This is a genomic window from Rhodobacter lacus, from assembly GCF_042683065.1.
GTDB lineage: Bacteria > Pseudomonadota > Alphaproteobacteria > Rhodobacterales > Rhodobacteraceae > Rhodobacter > Rhodobacter lacus.
The window spans coordinates 355,782-372,603 of sequence record NZ_JBHUIX010000003.1; the positions used below are offsets into that span (position 1 = coordinate 355,782).

General features: G+C 63.2%; 17 protein-coding genes and 1 tRNA gene. 9 read left to right on the forward strand and 9 right to left on the reverse strand.

Annotated features, from left to right (window positions below):
* Positions 1-120: 120 nt before the first annotated feature.
* From ACFSM0_RS03340 to ACFSM0_RS03370, 7 genes are all read left to right on the forward strand, one after another.
* A complete protein-coding gene (locus tag ACFSM0_RS03340; protein ID WP_377387102.1) occupies positions 121-735 on the forward strand; it encodes a ribonuclease D in 615 nt (204 codons plus the stop codon).
* Positions 716-1,672 (forward strand): KpsF/GutQ family sugar-phosphate isomerase, encoded by a 957-nt coding sequence (locus tag ACFSM0_RS03345; protein ID WP_377387105.1) that lies wholly within the window; start codon positions 716-718, stop codon positions 1,670-1,672. The genes ACFSM0_RS03340 and ACFSM0_RS03345 overlap by 20 nt, the downstream gene beginning before the upstream one ends.
* Positions 1,672-2,271, forward strand: a complete 600-nt coding sequence (locus tag ACFSM0_RS03350; RefSeq protein WP_377387108.1) for a hypothetical protein — start codon at positions 1,672-1,674, stop codon at positions 2,269-2,271. The genes ACFSM0_RS03345 and ACFSM0_RS03350 overlap by 1 nt, the downstream gene beginning before the upstream one ends.
* Positions 2,272-2,278: 7 nt before the next feature.
* Positions 2,279-2,782 (forward strand): lipopolysaccharide transport periplasmic protein LptA, encoded by a 504-nt coding sequence (lptA, locus tag ACFSM0_RS03355; protein ID WP_377387111.1) that lies wholly within the window; start codon positions 2,279-2,281, stop codon positions 2,780-2,782.
* Complete coding sequence (gene lptB / locus ACFSM0_RS03360; protein WP_377387115.1) at positions 2,779-3,537, forward strand: LPS export ABC transporter ATP-binding protein; 759 nt, start codon at positions 2,779-2,781, stop codon at positions 3,535-3,537. Before lptA ends, lptB begins: the two co-directional genes overlap by 4 nt.
* A gap of 225 nt (positions 3,538-3,762) precedes the next feature.
* Positions 3,763-4,338, forward strand: a complete 576-nt coding sequence (hpf, locus tag ACFSM0_RS03365) for a ribosome hibernation-promoting factor, HPF/YfiA family (RefSeq protein WP_377387118.1) — start codon at positions 3,763-3,765, stop codon at positions 4,336-4,338.
* Between the two features lie 30 nt (positions 4,339-4,368).
* Complete coding sequence (locus tag ACFSM0_RS03370; RefSeq protein WP_377387121.1) at positions 4,369-4,836, forward strand: PTS sugar transporter subunit IIA; 468 nt, start codon at positions 4,369-4,371, stop codon at positions 4,834-4,836.
* Here the strand turns inward: ACFSM0_RS03370 and ACFSM0_RS03375 are convergent, their stop codons facing one another.
* The 8 genes from ACFSM0_RS03375 to cysQ all read right to left on the reverse strand — a co-directional run bounded on the left by ACFSM0_RS03375 (position 4,837) and on the right by cysQ (position 13,816).
* On the reverse strand, positions 4,837-6,237 hold the full coding sequence (locus ACFSM0_RS03375; protein ID WP_377387124.1) for a nodulation protein NodH: 1,401 nt from the start codon (positions 6,235-6,237) through the stop codon (positions 4,837-4,839).
* A gap of 4 nt (positions 6,238-6,241) precedes the next feature.
* A complete protein-coding gene (locus ACFSM0_RS03380) occupies positions 6,242-7,960 on the reverse strand; it encodes a DUF5927 domain-containing protein (RefSeq protein ID WP_377387127.1) in 1,719 nt (572 codons plus the stop codon).
* Positions 7,961-7,970: 10 nt separating this feature from the next.
* Positions 7,971-8,981: a glycosyltransferase family 2 protein gene (locus ACFSM0_RS03385; protein WP_377387128.1), complete on the reverse strand. Its 1,011-nt coding sequence runs from the start codon at positions 8,979-8,981 to the stop codon at positions 7,971-7,973.
* Positions 8,982-9,158: 177 nt separating this feature from the next.
* Complete coding sequence (locus ACFSM0_RS03390; protein WP_377387131.1) at positions 9,159-10,181, reverse strand: glycosyltransferase family 2 protein; 1,023 nt, start codon at positions 10,179-10,181, stop codon at positions 9,159-9,161.
* A gap of 18 nt (positions 10,182-10,199) precedes the next feature.
* Positions 10,200-11,186, reverse strand: a complete 987-nt coding sequence (gene galE, locus ACFSM0_RS03395; protein ID WP_377387134.1) for a UDP-glucose 4-epimerase GalE — start codon at positions 11,184-11,186, stop codon at positions 10,200-10,202.
* Between the two features lie 3 nt (positions 11,187-11,189).
* Entirely contained in the window at positions 11,190-12,083 is an 894-nt protein-coding gene (galU, locus tag ACFSM0_RS03400; protein ID WP_377387137.1) for a UTP--glucose-1-phosphate uridylyltransferase GalU, read from the reverse strand.
* 135 nt (positions 12,084-12,218) lie between these two features.
* Positions 12,219-13,019 (reverse strand): 3-deoxy-manno-octulosonate cytidylyltransferase, encoded by an 801-nt coding sequence (locus tag ACFSM0_RS03405; protein ID WP_377387139.1) that lies wholly within the window; start codon positions 13,017-13,019, stop codon positions 12,219-12,221.
* Positions 13,019-13,816: a 3'(2'),5'-bisphosphate nucleotidase CysQ gene (cysQ, locus tag ACFSM0_RS03410; RefSeq protein ID WP_377387142.1), complete on the reverse strand. Its 798-nt coding sequence runs from the start codon at positions 13,814-13,816 to the stop codon at positions 13,019-13,021. Before cysQ ends, ACFSM0_RS03405 begins: the two co-directional genes overlap by 1 nt.
* A 124-nt stretch (positions 13,817-13,940) precedes the next feature.
* On the opposite strand from cysQ, the gene ACFSM0_RS03415 reads away from it, so the two are divergent.
* A complete protein-coding gene (locus ACFSM0_RS03415; protein ID WP_377387145.1) occupies positions 13,941-14,762 on the forward strand; it encodes an ABC transporter permease in 822 nt (273 codons plus the stop codon).
* Positions 14,763-14,793: 31 nt separating this feature from the next.
* Here the strand turns inward: ACFSM0_RS03415 and ACFSM0_RS03420 are convergent, their stop codons facing one another.
* Positions 14,794-15,831, reverse strand: coding sequence for a LacI family DNA-binding transcriptional regulator (locus ACFSM0_RS03420; RefSeq protein ID WP_377387148.1), 1,038 nt, complete (start codon positions 15,829-15,831; stop codon positions 14,794-14,796).
* A gap of 277 nt (positions 15,832-16,108) precedes the next feature.
* Between ACFSM0_RS03420 and ACFSM0_RS03425 the strand changes: the two genes are divergently transcribed.
* Positions 16,109-16,185 (forward strand) — tRNA-Arg (locus ACFSM0_RS03425).
* Positions 16,186-16,822 lie beyond the last annotated feature (637 nt).

Sequence of the window (16,822 nt, forward strand, 5' to 3'; positions counted from 1 at the left end):
GGTTTTCGTTTTTCACCCGGCAGATCGCATCGGCGCTGCGCCGCTCTTGCGGCTTTGCGACATTGGCAAAACCGGGTCGAAGCGCCTATATCTGCGCGAAAGCTTGTGAAAGGATATCGGGTGAGCATTCATCTGCACCAGAACGACCTGCCCGAGGGGCTCGACCTTGGCCCGGTGGTGGCGATCGACACCGAAACCATGGGGCTCGACCCGCGCCGGGACCGGCTTTGCCTCGTGCAGCTCTCCTCGGGCGATGGCTCGGCACATCTGGTGCAGATCGCCAAGGGGCAAACGTCGGCGCCGCGGCTTTGCGCGATGCTCGCCGATCCGGGAGTCGAGAAGCTCTTTCATTTTGCGCGATTCGATATTGCCGCGCTGTACAACGCCTTTGGCGTGGTCACGGCGCCCGTCTTCTGCACCAAGATCGCCTCGAAGTTGGTGCGCACCTTCACCGACCGGCACGGGCTGAAATATCTGCTCTCCGATCTCGTGGGCGTCGATGTTTCCAAGCAGCAGCAGACCTCGGATTGGGGCGCCGCCACGCTCACCCCGGCGCAGCTCGACTATGCCGCCTCTGACGTGCTTTACCTGCATCAGGCGAAGGCGGTTCTGGTCGACCGGCTCGAACGCGAGGGGCGGACGGCGCTCGCCAAGGCCTGTTTCGACTTTCTGCCCACCCGTGCGCAGCTGGACCTGATGGGCTGGGATGAGCCGAATGACATCTTCCACCACTGATTACGCCGCCACCGCGCGCCGCGTGATCGGCATCGAGGCGGCGGGGCTCACGGCGCTGGCCGCGGGCCTCAATGGCAGCTTCAGCGACGCGGTCGAGATGATCTTGCGCGCGCGGGGGCGGGTGATTGTGTCCGGCATGGGCAAATCGGGCCATATCGCGCGCAAGATTGCCGCGACCTTCGCCTCCACCGGCACGCCTGCGCAATTCGTCCATCCGGCCGAGGCAAGCCACGGCGATCTGGGCATGGTCACGCGCGAGGATGTGGCGCTGGTGCTCTCCAATTCGGGAGAAACGCCCGAGCTTGCGGATCTTATCGCGCATACGAGGCGGTTTTCGATCCCGCTGATCGGTGTTGCGGCGCGGCCCGATTCGACGCTGTTGCGGCAGGCCGATGTGGCGCTCGTGCTGCCGCAGGCGGAAGAGGCCTGTGGCACCGGCGTGGTGCCGACCACCTCGACCACGATGACACTGGCGCTGGGCGATGCGCTCGCCATTGCGCTGATGGAGCATCGCCAGTTCACGCCGGAAAACTTCCGCACCTTCCATCCGGGCGGCAAGCTGGGGGCGCGGCTCGCGAAAGTGGCGGATCTGATGCATGACGACATGCCGCTCGTGCGTGAAGAGACCCCGATGCCCGAAGCACTTCTGGTGATCAGCCAGAAGGGCTTTGGTGTGGTGGGCGTGACCGATGCCGCGGGCAAGCTCGTCGGCATTGTCACCGATGGCGACCTGCGCCGCCACATGGATGGGCTTTTGTCGCATCGCGCTTCTGAGGTGATGACCCGCGATCCGCGCACCATCGCGCCCGGTGCCCTGGCCGAGGCGGCGGTTGCCTTGATGAACGAGCGCAAGATCACCTGCCTCTTTGCCGTCTCCGAGGGGCGCCCGCTCGGCATTTTGCATATCCACGATTGCCTGCGCGCCGGAGTGGTTTGATGGGGCGCGAAAGCCGTCATTCGATGCTGGTGCACTGGGCGAAACTCGTTTTGCCGCTGAGCGCATTGATGCTGCTTTCGACGCTGTTTCTGTTTTCGGGCCGGGTCGATCCGACCACCGCCTCGATTTATGCCAAGGTTGATGTTGATGCGCTGGTGGCCGAGCCGCGGCTCACGGCGCCAGAATATTCCGGCATGACCGAAGATGGCGCCGCGCTCACCGTGCGCGCCAAGACGGCCACGCCAGACCCGGCAGGCCATGGCGCCTCGGCGCGTGACGTGATTGCCAAGCTTGAGGCCGCCGATGGCGCCGTGACAGACCTCACCGCGGCGGCGGGCGTGCTGGACCCGGCGCTGGCGCAGATCACGCTGACGGACGGCGTTGCGCTGCAAACCTCTGCGGGCTACCGCATGGCGACCGCGAAGGCAGAGATCGCCACCGACCGCTCGCGGATTGTCGCGCCGGGGGCGGTGCACGGGGAGGCCCCCTTTGGCACCATCGCGGCGGGGCAAATGGAGATCGGGCGCACCGCGCCGGGCGCGCCTTACGATCTGCTCTTCAATGGCCGCGTGAAGCTGATATACCAGCCGCAACAATGAGGATCCGATGCGCCTGAGCCTGTTTCTCCCTGCCGTGATCTGCCTTGCCCTCGGGGCCGGGGCAAGTGTGGCGCAACAGGTGGCCTTTGCGGGGCTGCGCACCGATACCAGCGAGCCTGTCGAGGTCACCGCCGACAGCCTTGCCGTCAACCAGACGGACGGGAACGCCGTTTTCACCGGGAATGTGTTGATCACCCAAGGGCCAATGCGGCTCAAGGCGGAGCGCGTTCAGGTGCAATACGGCAGTGCCGACCGGCGCTCCATCTCCGAACTGCAGGCCTCGGGCGGTGTCACGCTTGTTACCGCCGCCGAAGCCGCCGAATCGCGCGAGGCGGTCTATGACGTTGCCAAGGGCGCCGTTGTCATGACCGGCGATGTGATTCTCACGCAGGGCGAGAATGTGCTCTCCGGCCAGCGGCTCGATGTGGATCTGAAAACCGGCACCGGCACGATGCAGGGCCGGGTGCGCACGATCTTGCAGCCGGGCCCGCAACCGGGCGACACGCCATGAAGGATAACGTCGCCACCCCGGGCGGGGCCTCCTCCGGGCTGAAAGTGGTCAGCCTGCGCAAGAGCTACCGCAAGCGGCTGGTTTTGCGCGATGTCTCGCTGTGCCTTGATCGTGGCGAGGTGGTGGCGCTGCTCGGTCCGAACGGGTCGGGCAAGACCACCTGCTTTTACGCCATTGCCGGGCTTGTCACGCCCGATGCGGGCGAGGTGCGGATTGACGGTGTCGATGCGACCGCGATGCCGATGTATCGCCGGGCCCGGCTGGGCATCGGCTATCTGCCGCAGGAAGCCTCGATCTTCCGCGGGCTTACGGTTGAGCAAAACATTCTTGCCGTGCTCGAGATCGTGCTCGACGATCCGCACCGGCGCCGTGAGCGGCTCGAGGAATTGCTCGGCGATTTCGCGATTGCGCATCTGCGCCAGGCGCCCGCACTGGCGCTTTCCGGCGGTGAGCGGCGGCGTGTGGAGATTGCGCGCTGTCTTGCCGCCGACCCGAAATATCTGCTGCTCGACGAACCCTTTGCCGGGGTCGACCCGATTGCCGTGGCCGAGATTCGCGCGCTGGTCGCCCATCTCAAGGAGCGCGGCATCGGCGTTCTGATCACCGATCATAACGTGCGCGAAACGCTCGAGATCGTCGATCGCGCCTATATCTTGCATGACGGCCACATGCTGATGTCAGGCCGGACCGAAGACGTGGTGAAGGACGAAAATGTCCGCCGCGTCTACCTCGGTGAGAATTTCCGTATCCAATAGTATGCAGCCATCCGCAGTTTGCGCCAGGTCATTGACAGAAGCCCGGTTCCGTTCCCAAATGAAGGCATGCGTAACCACGGTCCCGATGCCCCAGTTGCTGCGCCGCCCGTTTTCGGCTCCACTGGGCTTGCGGATCGGATCTCCCCGGATTTCGGCAACAAGATCAACCAACCCGCCCCCCGGCAGAGGAGTCCGGAGGCGGGGCAATGAAGTGAAGGAGAAGCCATGCGTTATCAGATCAGCGGAAAACAGCTCGACGTTGGCGAAGCCCTGCAAACACATGTGAAGACCGAACTGGGGGAAACGGTCGACAAATACATGCAGCGGCCGACCGATGCGGCAGTGGTGTTTTCGCGCACTGCGCATGAATATGTTTGCGAAATTACGGTCCACCTGTCCACCGGGCTCAACGCGTCGGCCGCCGGGCGCGCGGGCGATGTCTATGCCGCGTTCGAAGCCTGCCGCGAAAAAATGGACAAACAGCTCCGCCGCCACAAACGCCGGCTGAAAGACCACCACCGCGACCGCGTGGAGCCGGTTGAATTCGGTGCCGCGGGGCTGTATGTGCTCGCCGCGGAAGAAGATGAGTCGGAGGCCGATGGCGACAGCCTCGCTCCGGTGATCGTTGCCGAGATGGAAACCAAGGTTCCCACGATCTCGGTGGGCGAGGCGGTGATGCAGATGGAACTGTCCAGCAAGCCGCTGCTTGTCTTCCGTAACGAGAAACATGGCGGGGTCAATGTCGTCTATCGCCGCGACGATGGGCATGTCGGCTGGATTGACCCGCGCAACAGCAAGTGAGCGCACCTGATGGGCGCAGAAAAAGGACAGATGGATCTTTCCACCCTGCTCAAGCCGGTGGCGGTCAAGGTTTTGGCCAATGTCACCAGCAAGAAGCGCCTGTTCCAGGATCTCGCAGAAATCGCGCATTCAGCCTACGGGCTGGATGCGACCCAGACGATCGACGCGCTGCAGGAACGTGAAACCCTCGGGCCCACCGGTGTTGGCCATGGCGTGGCGCTGCCGCATGCGCGGCTGCACGGGCTGAAAGATGTGGTCGGCGTGTTCCTCCGGCTCGAAAAACCGCTCGATTTCGACGCGGTGGACCGGTTGCCGGTGGATCTTGTGTTCGCGCTGTTCGCGCCGAAGGATTCGGGTGTCGAGCATCTCAAGGCGCTTGCCCTTGTTTCGCGCACGTTGCGCAATGCGGAAACCTGCGCCAAGCTGCGCGCAAATTCCGACCCGGCGGCGCTCCATGCGGTGCTGACCGCGGCGACGGGCGGCGTGCAGGCGGCTTGATCAGCCGCCTTTCCTTTTCCAGGCAGAAAAGCCGAACTGCATGTAGTCGCGCGAATAGGTATCCGCGGCGGCCTGCTCCAGTTCTGGCGTCCAGATGTCGGCAAGCTTGACGGGCGCGGTATCGGGCTCGGGCGCGGTGAAGGCGGGGGCTTTCGCCCCGACCACCTCCGCAAGATAGGCCAGATCTTCGCCCAGCCGGTCCTCGCGCACGATCAGGTCCGGCAGCGCGAATTGTGCGAAGCCGTGCAAGATTGCCGATTGCGTGGCCCAGAGCGGCTGCACCGGCAGGCTTGTTTGCGCGTTGAGGTTGGTTTTCAGCCAGCCAAGAAAGGCCGCGAGCCCCTCTGCCCATGGTTCCGGGCCGAGCGTCTTGCCCTCGGGCGCAAGCGGCAGCTTGTAGCTTTGCCGCAGCACGGCGCGGATCTCGGCCATGTTCTCCCATGATTGCAGCGTCGCAAAGGCGAGATGGGCGCGCATAAGCGGATGGCGCACCACGGTGAAGCTGCGATGCCCCGGATGCCTGCGCTTCCACTGCCGCAACGTCTTTTGCGAGAAGTTTTCTTCCAGCGGGCCGAGCGCTGCCAACCAGTCGCGCAGGGCGTGGTCGAGCGCGGGGCGGATCGGCATGTAAAGAAGCCCGGCGCCGCAGGCGACAAGCGCGGGCACATTCGGCCCCCGGCGCGGCTCGAAATTCGGCGTGCGCGACAGGTTGAACCGGTCGAGCCGCGCGAGCGAGGCCTCCATCTGGGGAAAGTTCGCCACTTTCTCCTCAAGCGCTGCGGGGTTCTGCACAACAAGGCTCGACGGCAGCGCCGAGAGCTGCCCCGCAACGCCCAGCCAATGCGCGAGCCCATTGAGCACCGCGACATCCTGCGCGTCTTCGTAATCAATCCAGAAGGCGGTCTGGCCGGAGCATTGCAGCGCATGCATCAACCGCACCTGAAAGCCCTGCAGCGTTTCCAGATGCGCCTCGAACTCGCTGGCATTGAAATCGGCAAGCGCGGCCTTGCGGTGCTTGGCATCGCCAAGCTTCCACTGGTTTGTGGCCCGCGCGATCTTCAGGCTGACGTAGCTTTCCGCCGGGTTGCGGGTGAGCACGATCTTGGCGCAGCGCTTGTCGGTGAGCATCGCGTCAAGCACGCGCGGGTCGTGGTCGTGAAAGAAGCGGCAGCCGTTCAGGCCCTCGGCGGCGCGCATGCGCGCCCAAAGCGCCATCGGGTCGGCATCGCGCGCGGCGCGGCTGATGCCGAGAAGCTCGCTCCGGTTCGGATAGCCAATCAGCGCCGGGTTGAACGCCTCGCCATGGCAGGTGACGCCCGGCAGTTCATTCAGCGCCGCCTCCAGCAGGTTCGAGCCGGTGCGCATTTCGGCAAAAATCACGAAACTGTCGAAACCGGCCATGGGGTCACTTCATGATAAAGGGGCGACCGCGGCGCGGAGCATGGCTGAGCGGGTCGCCATGCACCGGAAAATCGCCCATCAGCCGCGGCTGCATGCCCTGATTTTTCAGATTTTGCAAAAACTGCCCGAAGCCCGCAAGATCCACCATTTGCGGCACCTCGTTCAACCGGCGCGCGGCGCGCGGGCTGATCTCGTCGACAATCGACTGCAAGGGTTCCATCGGATTCTCGATGAAATCCGCCATGTTCCAGATCCGCACCCGCGCCTTCACATACATCGAGCGCAGGATGTTGAGATGGTCGATCTCGATCTGCTGCAGCCGCGCCGCCTCGCTGCGGATCTCGCCAAAGCCGAGCTTGGAGTGGAACAGCGGCACCGCCCATGCGCCCGAGATCACGGAGATCTGCGCATTCGGGTCCGTGGCGGTGAACCAGTTGATTTCCTGCGTGTCGCGGGGCGAGAACATGAAGCATTGCCGCTCGCCACGCCCGTTCCAGATCAGGTTGGTCAGGAAGCCGCGCGGGTTGTAATCGCGCAAGGAGGCGCTGTCGGAAAGGCACCCGTTGAACATCGGTTCGCCGCCAGCAAATTCGGCGCGTTCGGGGCCAAAGAGATGGCCGTGCACGCGTGCCCCGACATGTTTGGAAAGCCAGCCTTCGAAGTTTTCGAAAAGATCGGAAAAACCCTGAAGGATGGAATAGGGCGCAGAGGTCTTGCCATTCTCATGGTCGCGCTTGGGAAAGCGGCTTTGCATGTAAAGCCCCGGGCGGCCCCGCGTGCGCCGCTCCACCGCCTTGGAAAACAGCCGGTCGATCTTTGAGGGGTTCGGCTCGGCCAGCGTTTCGGGGGGGATCTCTGCGGCGGGTTGCGCGCGGCCCGCGGCAAGGAAGGTTGTGTAGAGCTTGTCTGCCTTGGGCCAGATCTTGCGCGCGACAAAGCAATCCGAGCGGCGCAGCAGCTGGAGGTGATCATCGTAGAAGATATGCGGCTTGCCCTGCACATCGAACTTTGAAAGCGTCAGCGACCGGCTCTCGATATTGCGGGCATGAAGTCGCGCGAGCGACTGGAAGTAGCTCTCATCCGGGATCCAGACGCGCGCGAAATAGCGGTCATAGACCGGGCGCTCCGGGTCTTCGAGGATCGCGCTCAGGGTCTGACGGCTCAGGCACCACCATTGCGAGCCCAGATGCGGGGTGATGCCGCCCGGGATCTTGCGGCGCATGCCAAGGCGGCGTTGCAAGCTGACGTAACGGTCAAACAGCCGACGCTGTGTTTTCCATGAAAACGGGAAGCGCAGCGTAAAGCGCTCCATGTCGATGCCGCCAACGGTCCAGCCGACTTCGGTGGTGGTGACACTTTCGATGAAATCTGTATCCGCGCGGGCCGCGAGATAAGCCGTGAGCTCGGCAAGCGGGCGCAGCGGCAGGCAGGCACCGGAGGCGAGAAAGACATGTTGCACCGAGGGGTGGCGTTCGAGCATCTGTTCAGAGGCCGATTGCGCCGCCGCAACGAGCGACCAGGTGCCCCAGTCGCATTTGTAGCGCTTTGAAAAGGAAACGGTGTCGAGGTCCGCCAGGCTGCGACCCAGCGCGGTATAATCGTGCTCGGAGACACGCGCGTCGACGTGAATCACAACCGGCGCACCTTGCTCCGCCCAGAGTCGCGCCACCTGGGCCGCCCGGTGAAAGGCGGTGTGACACATCATGATGAACCCGACTGTCACCCTTTTGCCCTCACGCCCAGTTCCCCTTCGACATCAGCCCGAGAATCTCGAGCTGGCGCCAGTTGATGTAACGTTCCGACCATTTCGTCCACAGATCGGGCTGGTTGCTCAGCCTCGCGCCATAGGCCTCGTATTCGCGCGAGCCGGCATAATGCTCGCGGCGTTCCATTTCTTCCGCCACCTTGTCGGTGAGCGGCGAGAGGAACTTTGCATGCAACAGGCAGCCCGAGGCTTTCTCGCCGCCCCAGGCGTCATAGACCATGTTCAACCCGCGCGGCAGGAGCATATGGGTCGAGGAGACAAACACGTAATCCCGTTGCCATTTGACCAGCGGCGTCTTGTTGAGCGACGGCGCCGCAATCGGCTCCTCGGCAAAGAACACGCGCGCCCGCGGCCCGCCCTGAATCCAGAGATTGTGCAGCTTCGGATTGCGCGAGATCATGTAATTGCCGGCGTCAAACCAGCTCGCAATCTCAAACGGGTTCTGCCCCTCGCGGTAGGGTTCGGCGTCGATCGGCCCTTTCGGATACATGTCGACCAGCATCGCCGGAAAGGAGCGGATCGCGTAGGTGTCGAGCCAATCGGTCAGCGCGTCGATCGGCCGCGTGTCGCAAAACGGGTAGACGAAGAATTCGTCAGGGTCGACCGTCAGCGTCCAGTGCCCGGTGCCATAGACGTGCAGCAAGTGGTTGATCCAGTCGATGCCGAACGCAGAGGCCTTGTAGGAGGCACGCGTGCTGAACACGGTGCAATCGTCCTGCTCGGCCAGATAGTCGCGCGAGCCGTCATCGCTGCCATTATCGACAAAGATGAAATGGCCCACCCGCAAGTCTCTGTAATAGCGCAGGAAGTAGGGCAGCCGCACGCGCTCGTTGCGCAAGGTGCAAAACACGATCACATCGGAGGGCCGGATCGCGGCCGTGCGGTCGGCCACAAGTTTCAATTGGCGGCGCTTGCGGAAAGCACGCCACTGACGCAGACGACGCTCTCTGCGAAGTCGGATAGCGGTTTTGACTCCCACGCCTTGCCCCTGATCCCTTGTGCCCGTCGTTTGTTGCCGGCGCCATTGCCCGTCGCCCGTCATACCCGGTCTGGCTTGAAACAGGGTTAAGCCGCGTCGACGAGAGGATTTTCGCGCACATTAAGCTTAACGCCGCCGCAGGTAAACCTATGTATAGGTTGGCTACGCGAAGGGTTGTCAGGGCCAGCCGCCGCGGGACATGAGCCCAAGCGCCTCAAGCTGGCGCCAGCCCGACAGCCGTTGGGATTGCGGGGTCCAGAAATCGGGCGAGGCGATCAGGCTGTCGTAATAGCTGTCAAAGATTTCCGGCCGGCCGAAATGTTCGCGCCGCCGTTTCTCCTCGGCGGCCTTGTCGACCACCTGCGGCAGGAATTTCGTGTGCAGAAGCAAGCCCGAGGGCGCCTCGCCGCCCAGCTGATCATAGCATTCGTTCAGCCGCTCGGGCAGGATCGAATGCGTTGAGTTCAGATAGACCCAGCGCCGGTTCCAGCGCGCCAGCGGGATCTTGGTCAGCGTGGGCGCATGGCGTGGCCGGTCGGCAAAGAACATCCGCGCCCGCGGCCCGCCCTGAATCCAGAGCGCGCGGGTCTTGGGCTGGCGCACAATGGTGTAATTGCCCGCATCGAACCAGCACAGCAGCGCCGTCGGATCTGCGCCGGGCGTGTAGTGCTGCGCCTCGACCGGGCCTTTCGGATAGAGTTCGAGCATCATTGCCGGGTAAACACGCTGGCCGATCTGATCGAGCCAGCCGGTCAGCGCCGAAAGCGGCCGCGTGTCATGATGCGGGTAGATCAGCAATTCATCGGCATCGACGGTCACGCACCAGTGGTTGTGGCCATAGCGGATCATCAGCCAGGTCAGCCAGTCGAGCCCGAAGCGATGGAGCCGATAGCTGGCCGCAGTGTGCCAGAGCGAGACATCGGGCTCCGCCGCCAGCATCTCCCGGCTGCCGTCGCGGCTGTCATTATCGACGATCAGGAAGTGGTCGACGCCAAGGGCCCGGTAATGCGCGAGAAAATGCGCAAGCCGCGCAGATTCATTGCGGATCGTGGCAAACAGGAGGATGCTCTCGGGCCGAATGTCGCGGGTGCGGTCTGCCACCGCGCAGAGGCGCCGCCGCCGCCGGATCGCCCGCGCCAGCAGATAGCGGCGCCGGATGCGCCCGCGGTAGGCCCGCCATAGCTTCGACCAAAGCCCCATCCTGCCCCCCCTTGGGGGTTATTTGTCATAATGTCCGCTTTGATGCCAGCGCCAGGCATCGGCGATCATCGTGGTCAGATCGGCGCGCGCAGGCTTCCAGCCGAGTGTGGCAAGCGCCTTGGTCGAGCCGGAGACGAGTTTGGCGGCATCACCGGGGCGGCGCTCCCCTTCAAGGATCGGCACCTCGCGGTTGGTCACGGCGCGGGACTGGGCAATCACCTCACGCACCGAGAAGCCCTGACCCGAGCCGAGGCAGAACACCTCCGAGCCCTTGCCCTCTTCGAGCCATTTCAGCCCCAGCACATGCGCATCAACGAGGTCGCTCACATGCACATAGTCGCGCACGCAGGTGCCGTCGGGTGTCGGGTAATCCGAGCCAAAAACCGTAAGCGCCGGGCGGCGACCATCAATCGCGTCGAGCATGAGCGGGATCAGATGCGTCTCGGGGCGGTGGAACTCACCCACCTCGGCCTCCGGGTCGGCGCCCGCCACATTGAAATACCGAAAGATCACCGCGCGCAGCCCGTGGCTCGCGCCAAAATCGCGCAACATGTCCTCAATCGCGCGCTTGGAGCCCCCATAGGCATTGATCGGCATTTGCCGGGTGCTCTCATCGAGCACCACGCCATCTTGATCGCCATAGGTGGCGCAAGTGGACGAGAAGACAAAGTTGAGGCATCCCGCGGCGCAGGCCGCCTCGATCAGGCTGAGCGAGGAGAGCACATTGGCGCGCCAATATTTGCCCGGATCCTTCATCGACTCGCCGACAAGGCTCAGCGCCGCGAAATGCATCACCGCCACCGGCTGCCATTTCGCAAACACCTCATCAAGCCGCGCGCGGTCCGAAAGCTCCCCCTCCTCAAGCGGGCCAAACTTCACCGCATCGCGCCAACCGGTGACAAAGCTGTCATAGGTCACGGGAACATAGCCCGCCTTGGCAAGCGCCTTGCAAGCGTGGGAGCCGATATAACCGGCTCCCCCCGTCACCAGAACGTGTTTGCTCATGGCTTATTGGGCCGCTGTGCGCATCGCCATCACATCGCCAAGGAAATCACCGAATTCCTCGCGCAGGTCGGGCCGGGCGAGGCCGAAGGCCACGGTGGCCTGCAAAAAGCCCGCTTTCGAGCCGCAATCATAGCGCTGCCCGCGGAAGCGGAAGCCGTAGACCGGGCTGCCCTCCTCGATCTCTTCGGCGATCGCATCGGTCAACTGGATCTCGCCGCCCGCACCCTCTTTTTTCTTGTTGAGGTTCTGCATCACCTTCGGCGTCAGGATGTAGCGCCCGATCACCGCAAGGTTGGAGGGCGCTTCCTCCGCCTTCGGCTTTTCGACCATGCCCTTCACCCGCACCAGCGCGCCCATATCCTCGGAGATGTCGAGCACACCGTAGGAAGAGGTCTTGTCATGCGGCACTTCCATCGCCGCGACGACATTGCCGCCGGTTTCCTCGTAGGCTTCCATCATCTGCTGCAGGCAGGGCTTTTCGGCGGCGATCACGTCATCGGTGAGGATCACGGCAAAGGGCTCGTTGCCCACAAGTTTGCGCGCGCACCAGACCGCATGGCCCAGGCCCATCGGGCGGTTTTGCCGGACATAGGCGATGGCGCCCGAATCCATGTTCGTGGCCTTGAGCGACTCGAGAAGCTCGGTTTTGCCCTTCTTGCGCAGCGAGGTCTCAAGCTCGGGCGCATCGTCGAAATAATCCTCAAGCGCGGATTTCCCGCGCGAGGTGACGAAGATGAACTCTTTGATGCCAGCGGCGCGCGCCTCGTCGATCGCGTACTGGATCAGCGGGCGATCAACCAGCGTGAGGATTTCCTTGGGGATCGACTTGGTCGCCGGCAGAAAACGGGTTCCGAGGCCTGCAACGGGGAAGACGGCCTTCGTGACCTTGCGTTTCATGACTCACCTTCACGGTTTGAGAATGCGTTATACGAACTTCGGCGCCATTCTGTCCCTATTCGGAGCGCACCTCAAGCATGCACTCTCGGATGGGCGAGAATTGGCGCGCCGCTGCGGACAGTGCGGCGAAATAGGTCAGTTCAGTCCCATTTCCGCCATCATCGCCTCGATTCGGGGCACGTCTGAGGGGTTGTTGAGCTCCCAGAACTGGCGTCCGCGTGCCTCAACCTCGACACAGAGCACCGCCCGCCCGTTTTCCAGAAAGCGCAACTGCTCAAGCCCTTCAAGGGTTTCGAGCGGGCCGACGGGCCAGTTCGGGTAGGCGGCGAGCGTTGCGGGGCGGTAGGCATAAACGCCGACATGATGGAACACCGGGGTGGGCTCGCTCGCGCCGTAACTGCGGCCCGTAAAGGGGATCACTTCCTTCGAGAAGTAGAGCCCGCGATTCTCCGCGCCGAAGACTGCGGTGGTGCCGCCAACGCGGTCATGGCGACGGTCCTCGATCAGGCTCTCGAGCATGGCGCCCTCACAGCGCAGCACCGGCGTGGCGAGCTCTGCCCAGGGGTTGGCCTCGAGCCCCGCGACAAGATCCTCGATGAACCAAGCCGGTGTGAGCGGCGCATCGCCTTGCAGGTTCACCACGATCTCATAGCCGCCGCCAAGGCTGGCCAGCGCCTCTGCCACCCGCTCGGTGCCATTGGCGCATTGATCGGAGGTCATCACCACTTCTGCGCCAAAGCCGTTTGCTTCCGCCTCGATGCGCGCGTCATCGGTGGCCACCACCACCCGCGCCACGCCAGAGACAGCCATCGCGGCCTCCCAGCTGCGTTGGATCAGCGTTTTTGTGGTGCCATCGGCGCCGCGCAGGGGCACCAGCGGCTTCGCCGGGTAGCGCGTCGAGGCATAGCGCGCCGGAATCACGATCAGGACGGACATCACTTCACCAAGAGCACGCCGGGCGCGAACGCGATGAAGAACGGGTTCTCGAAGCCGCCCTTGCCATAGGTGAAGGGGCTGTGGTCGTCAAAGCGCACCATCTCGCCGCCCGCGCCGCGCAAGACCGCATCGCCCGCGGCCGTGTCCCACTCCATGGTGCGGCCAAGCCGGGGATAAAGATCCGCCTCCCCGGTGGCGACGAGGCAGAATTTCAGCGAAGAGCCCGCCGAGGTCATGTCTTTCACGGCATATTGAGCGATATAGGCATCGGTCGCCTGATCGCGGTGCGATTTCGACGCCACCACCATCAACGCGCGGTTATCGGGCATCGACACCATGATCGGGTTTTGCACGCCAAGCGTTTCCTTGTCGAACTGTGGCCCGACTTCCTCGACTGAACGGCCATCGGCGAGCGTGTAGAAAAGCCGCCCCTTGGCCGGGGCATAGACAACGCCACGCAGCGGAACACCGTTTTCGACATACGCGATATTGACCGTGAAATCGCCGCGGCGCTGAACGAATTCCTTTGTGCCATCAAGCGGATCGACAATCAGGAAGGTAGAAACGTTCTGCCCGTGCGAGGCCGCCTGTTCCTCCGTCACCAGCGCCACAGCGGGGAAAGCCTCGGCCAGACCCTCGGAAATAAGCGCATCGGCGGCTTCATCGGCTTCGGTCACAGGAGAGGCATCCGACTTCGTCTTCACCTCGAAATCGGGCGCGTTATAGACCTCCATGATCCGGTCCCCAGCTTCGAGAGCCAGACGACGCATAACGGTTACAAGGCGGTCAAAATCCATTCTACTCTCCATTCGGCCTCAGTTCAGCCAGATTGCCATGCAATTTCGCTGTCTTTATGAAGGGCCGTCAAGGGAACGGCAAGTTTTCCGGTTCACAAAGGCCGGAGCCAAGGCGACGGGAGCCATGTTCAGAGCAGAGCGCAAAAAAACCACCCTGGGATCGAGCTTCAGCATTCTGGAGCTGATCTACCATGCCACGGTGCGCTCGATCCGCAAAACCCAGCGCCATGCCGTGCTCGGGCTGATCCAGAACATCCTGCAAACGCTGATGCTGGTGATCAGCTTTTACGTGATGTTCAACGTGCTCGGCATGCGCGGCAATGCGGTGCGCGGCGATTTCCTGCTCTACATCATGTCGGGGATCTTCCTTTACATGACCCATACCAAGGCGATGGGGGCGGTGTTCGGCGCCGAAGGGTCAGGCTCGGCCATGATGAAACACGCGCCGATGACCACCGCCGTCTCGATCTCCGCCGCAGCGCTGGGGGCGCTCTACATCCAGGTTCTGTCGATGTTCGTGGTGCTCTATCTCTACCATTCGATCATGAACCCGATCGAGATCTATGATTGGGTGGGCGCGCTGGCGATGGTGCTTTTGTCGTGGTTCACCGGGGTGGCGCTCGGCATGGTGTTCCTTGCGATCAAGCCCTGGAACCCATCGCTCGTCGGCATCATCCAGCAGGTCTATGCGCGGGTGAACATGATCGCCTCGGGCAAGATGTTCCTTGCCAATATGCTGCCCCACAAGATGCTGGTCCTGTTCAACTGGAACCCGCTGTTTCACACCATTGATCAGGCGCGCGGCTACACCTTCATCAATTACAATCCGCATTTCTCGAACTGGGAATACCCGCTGACCGTCGGGATCGCGGCGCTGGCGATCGGGCTCATGGGCGAGTTCTACACCCGCCAGCATGTCTCGCTGAGCTGGAGCGCGAAGGGCTGAGCCGTCGCCAAAGGCGCGCGGGGCCGAGCGGTCAGAGCGTGCGGATCGTGTCGCCGAGTTGGATCACCGGCTGCAACTCGACGATCTGGTCTTCTGCCTCCCCGGCCGCCCCGCTGGCGCGCCGGGCAACGATCTGCGCGGCCTTGCGACCGATCTCGCGGCGGCAGGCATCCATCGTGGCAAGCTTGCACGGCAGCCCGTCGAGCAGCTCGACCCCGTTGAAGCCGGCAAGACCAAGCTGGCCGGGCACGTCAAAGCCCTTTTCGAGGCAGTAAAGCAATCCGCCCGCGCCGATCATGTCGTTCGAGTAATACAGAAAATCGAGGTCCGGGCTGCGCGCGAGCATCGCCTCGGTCATCTCGCGCCCCTTCGAAAGAGCAGACCCGCCCGAATAAAACTCGGTATCAACGAGGCTGATCCCCGCCGCCGCGAGCCCCTCGTTGAAGCCTTCGAGCCGCTTTCGGGCGCGGTGGTCTTCCGGCATCTTGGTGCCGAGAAAGCCGATCCGGCGGTAACCCGCCGCGATGATCGCCTCTGCCATATGTCGCCCGGCGCGGCGATGCGAGATGCCGACCACCGCATCCACGCCCTCGCCGTCGACATCCATGATTTCGACCACCGGCACGCCGGCATTTTCAAGCATCGCGCGCGCATTCACCGAATGTTCGAGCCCGGCGATGATCACCCCGGAAGGGCGCCACGAGAGCATCTCGTAAAGCACCCGCTCCTCCTTTTCGGGGGAGTAATCGGTGACGCCCACGACCGGTTGCAACCCGGTATCCTCAAGCGCGGACGAGATCCCGGAGAGCACTTCGGGAAAAACGAGATTGGAGAAGGAGGGGATGATCACGCCCACGAGGTTCACCCGTTGCGACGCAAGCGCACCCGCGATCTTGTTGGGCACATAGCCGAGCCTGCGCGCCGCCTCGAGCACCCGTTCGCGCGTGGTTTCCGAGACATCTCCGCGGTTGCGCAGCACCCGGCTCACCGTCATTTCCGAGACGCCCGATGCCTCGGAAACGTCGCGCAAGGTCAGGGGGCGGCGGGTGTCGTTGGGCGAACGGGCCACGGAGTATCCTTTCGAAGGCAATCTCTTCTGATAGCGCCAATCATTTCGATTGCGCAAGCGAAAGACTCAGGCTACGTTAGCGTTAACGTTTTCTGCCCGGCAGGTGTCCAGCGCAGATCATGGCCCGAGGCGGCACGCGGAAACGCGCGCGACGCGGGGACAGAAAGGGGGAGCCGTGGGCCAATACGCTCCCCCTTTTCTTTTCTCCGATCTTTCCGGCGGCGGGCTTGCGTTTCAAGGCTGATGCCCGCAATAAGTCATCAGTCGGTGACGACATGGCCCCGTGGCTCAACTGGATAGAGCAGCCCCCTCCTAAGGGGCAGGTTACAGGTTCAAGTCCTGTCGGGGTCACCAACCCTATTCAACCCTATGAGAACTCAAGGGTAAGTCCACATATCTGGAACTTGGTCGGGATGGGTTGGACCTTTGTTGCTCTTGTGCCCCGGCGCATGCGCGCCCCTTCTTGAATATATCGGCGTCGTGTTGGGCGTGGGTGCGGAACTCGATTTGCAAAGGATTCACACCACGAATCCCCGCGGTTAGATGCTGCAGAAGCAAGGCCACGCCTGCGCGCCCCTGCACGCCCAACCGGTCAGCCGAGAACATTGCGCTCTGCAATCGCGGGTTTTCGCGGATCTGGCGGGGCAGGGGATGGCTTGGCCGGCACCGCGCAAAGGCTGTCCCGGCGGCCTGACCCCAAGGGCACGCGCCGCGCGGTCATCAACCGGTTGAACGCGCGGGCACGGCCGGGAGCCTTCGCATTCCCTGACCAGCATCGGCAAAGGGGCTGTCACTAATCAAGCCGGATCTCTGCCAGGGCGCCCCATGGGGCCCCCTTCCCGTCCAATGAAAGGGTCGCCCCATCACGCCCTGGGATCAAACACCTGATCGCGTATCAGGTGTTTGCGTGAAGTTTACCCCTCGACGCTGACGGGGAGTTCGAGGCCGTGGGCCTTGAGGAGCTTGAGGCGTTTGGCGGATTTGAGATCCT

Coding starts and splice junctions, on each gene's coding strand:
- lptA (WP_377387111.1), top strand. CDS start 2,279: ATGCGCCTGAGCCTGTTTCTCCCTGCCGTGATCTGCCTTGCCCTCGGG.
- ACFSM0_RS03375 (WP_377387124.1), bottom strand. CDS start 6,237: ATGGCCGGTTTCGACAGTTTCGTGATTTTTGCCGAAATGCGCACCGGC.
- ACFSM0_RS03350 (WP_377387108.1), top strand. CDS start 1,672: ATGGGGCGCGAAAGCCGTCATTCGATGCTGGTGCACTGGGCGAAACTC.
- hpf (WP_377387118.1), top strand. CDS start 3,763: ATGCGTTATCAGATCAGCGGAAAACAGCTCGACGTTGGCGAAGCCCTG.
- galE (WP_377387134.1), bottom strand. CDS start 11,186: ATGAGCAAACACGTTCTGGTGACGGGGGGAGCCGGTTATATCGGCTCC.
- ACFSM0_RS03390 (WP_377387131.1), bottom strand. CDS start 10,181: ATGGGGCTTTGGTCGAAGCTATGGCGGGCCTACCGCGGGCGCATCCGG.
- ACFSM0_RS03370 (WP_377387121.1), top strand. CDS start 4,369: ATGGATCTTTCCACCCTGCTCAAGCCGGTGGCGGTCAAGGTTTTGGCC.
- ACFSM0_RS03345 (WP_377387105.1), top strand. CDS start 716: ATGACATCTTCCACCACTGATTACGCCGCCACCGCGCGCCGCGTGATC.
- galU (WP_377387137.1), bottom strand. CDS start 12,083: ATGAAACGCAAGGTCACGAAGGCCGTCTTCCCCGTTGCAGGCCTCGGA.
- ACFSM0_RS03405 (WP_377387139.1), bottom strand. CDS start 13,019: ATGTCCGTCCTGATCGTGATTCCGGCGCGCTATGCCTCGACGCGCTAC.
- ACFSM0_RS03415 (WP_377387145.1), top strand. CDS start 13,941: ATGTTCAGAGCAGAGCGCAAAAAAACCACCCTGGGATCGAGCTTCAGC.
- cysQ (WP_377387142.1), bottom strand. CDS start 13,816: ATGGATTTTGACCGCCTTGTAACCGTTATGCGTCGTCTGGCTCTCGAA.
- lptB (WP_377387115.1), top strand. CDS start 2,779: ATGAAGGATAACGTCGCCACCCCGGGCGGGGCCTCCTCCGGGCTGAAA.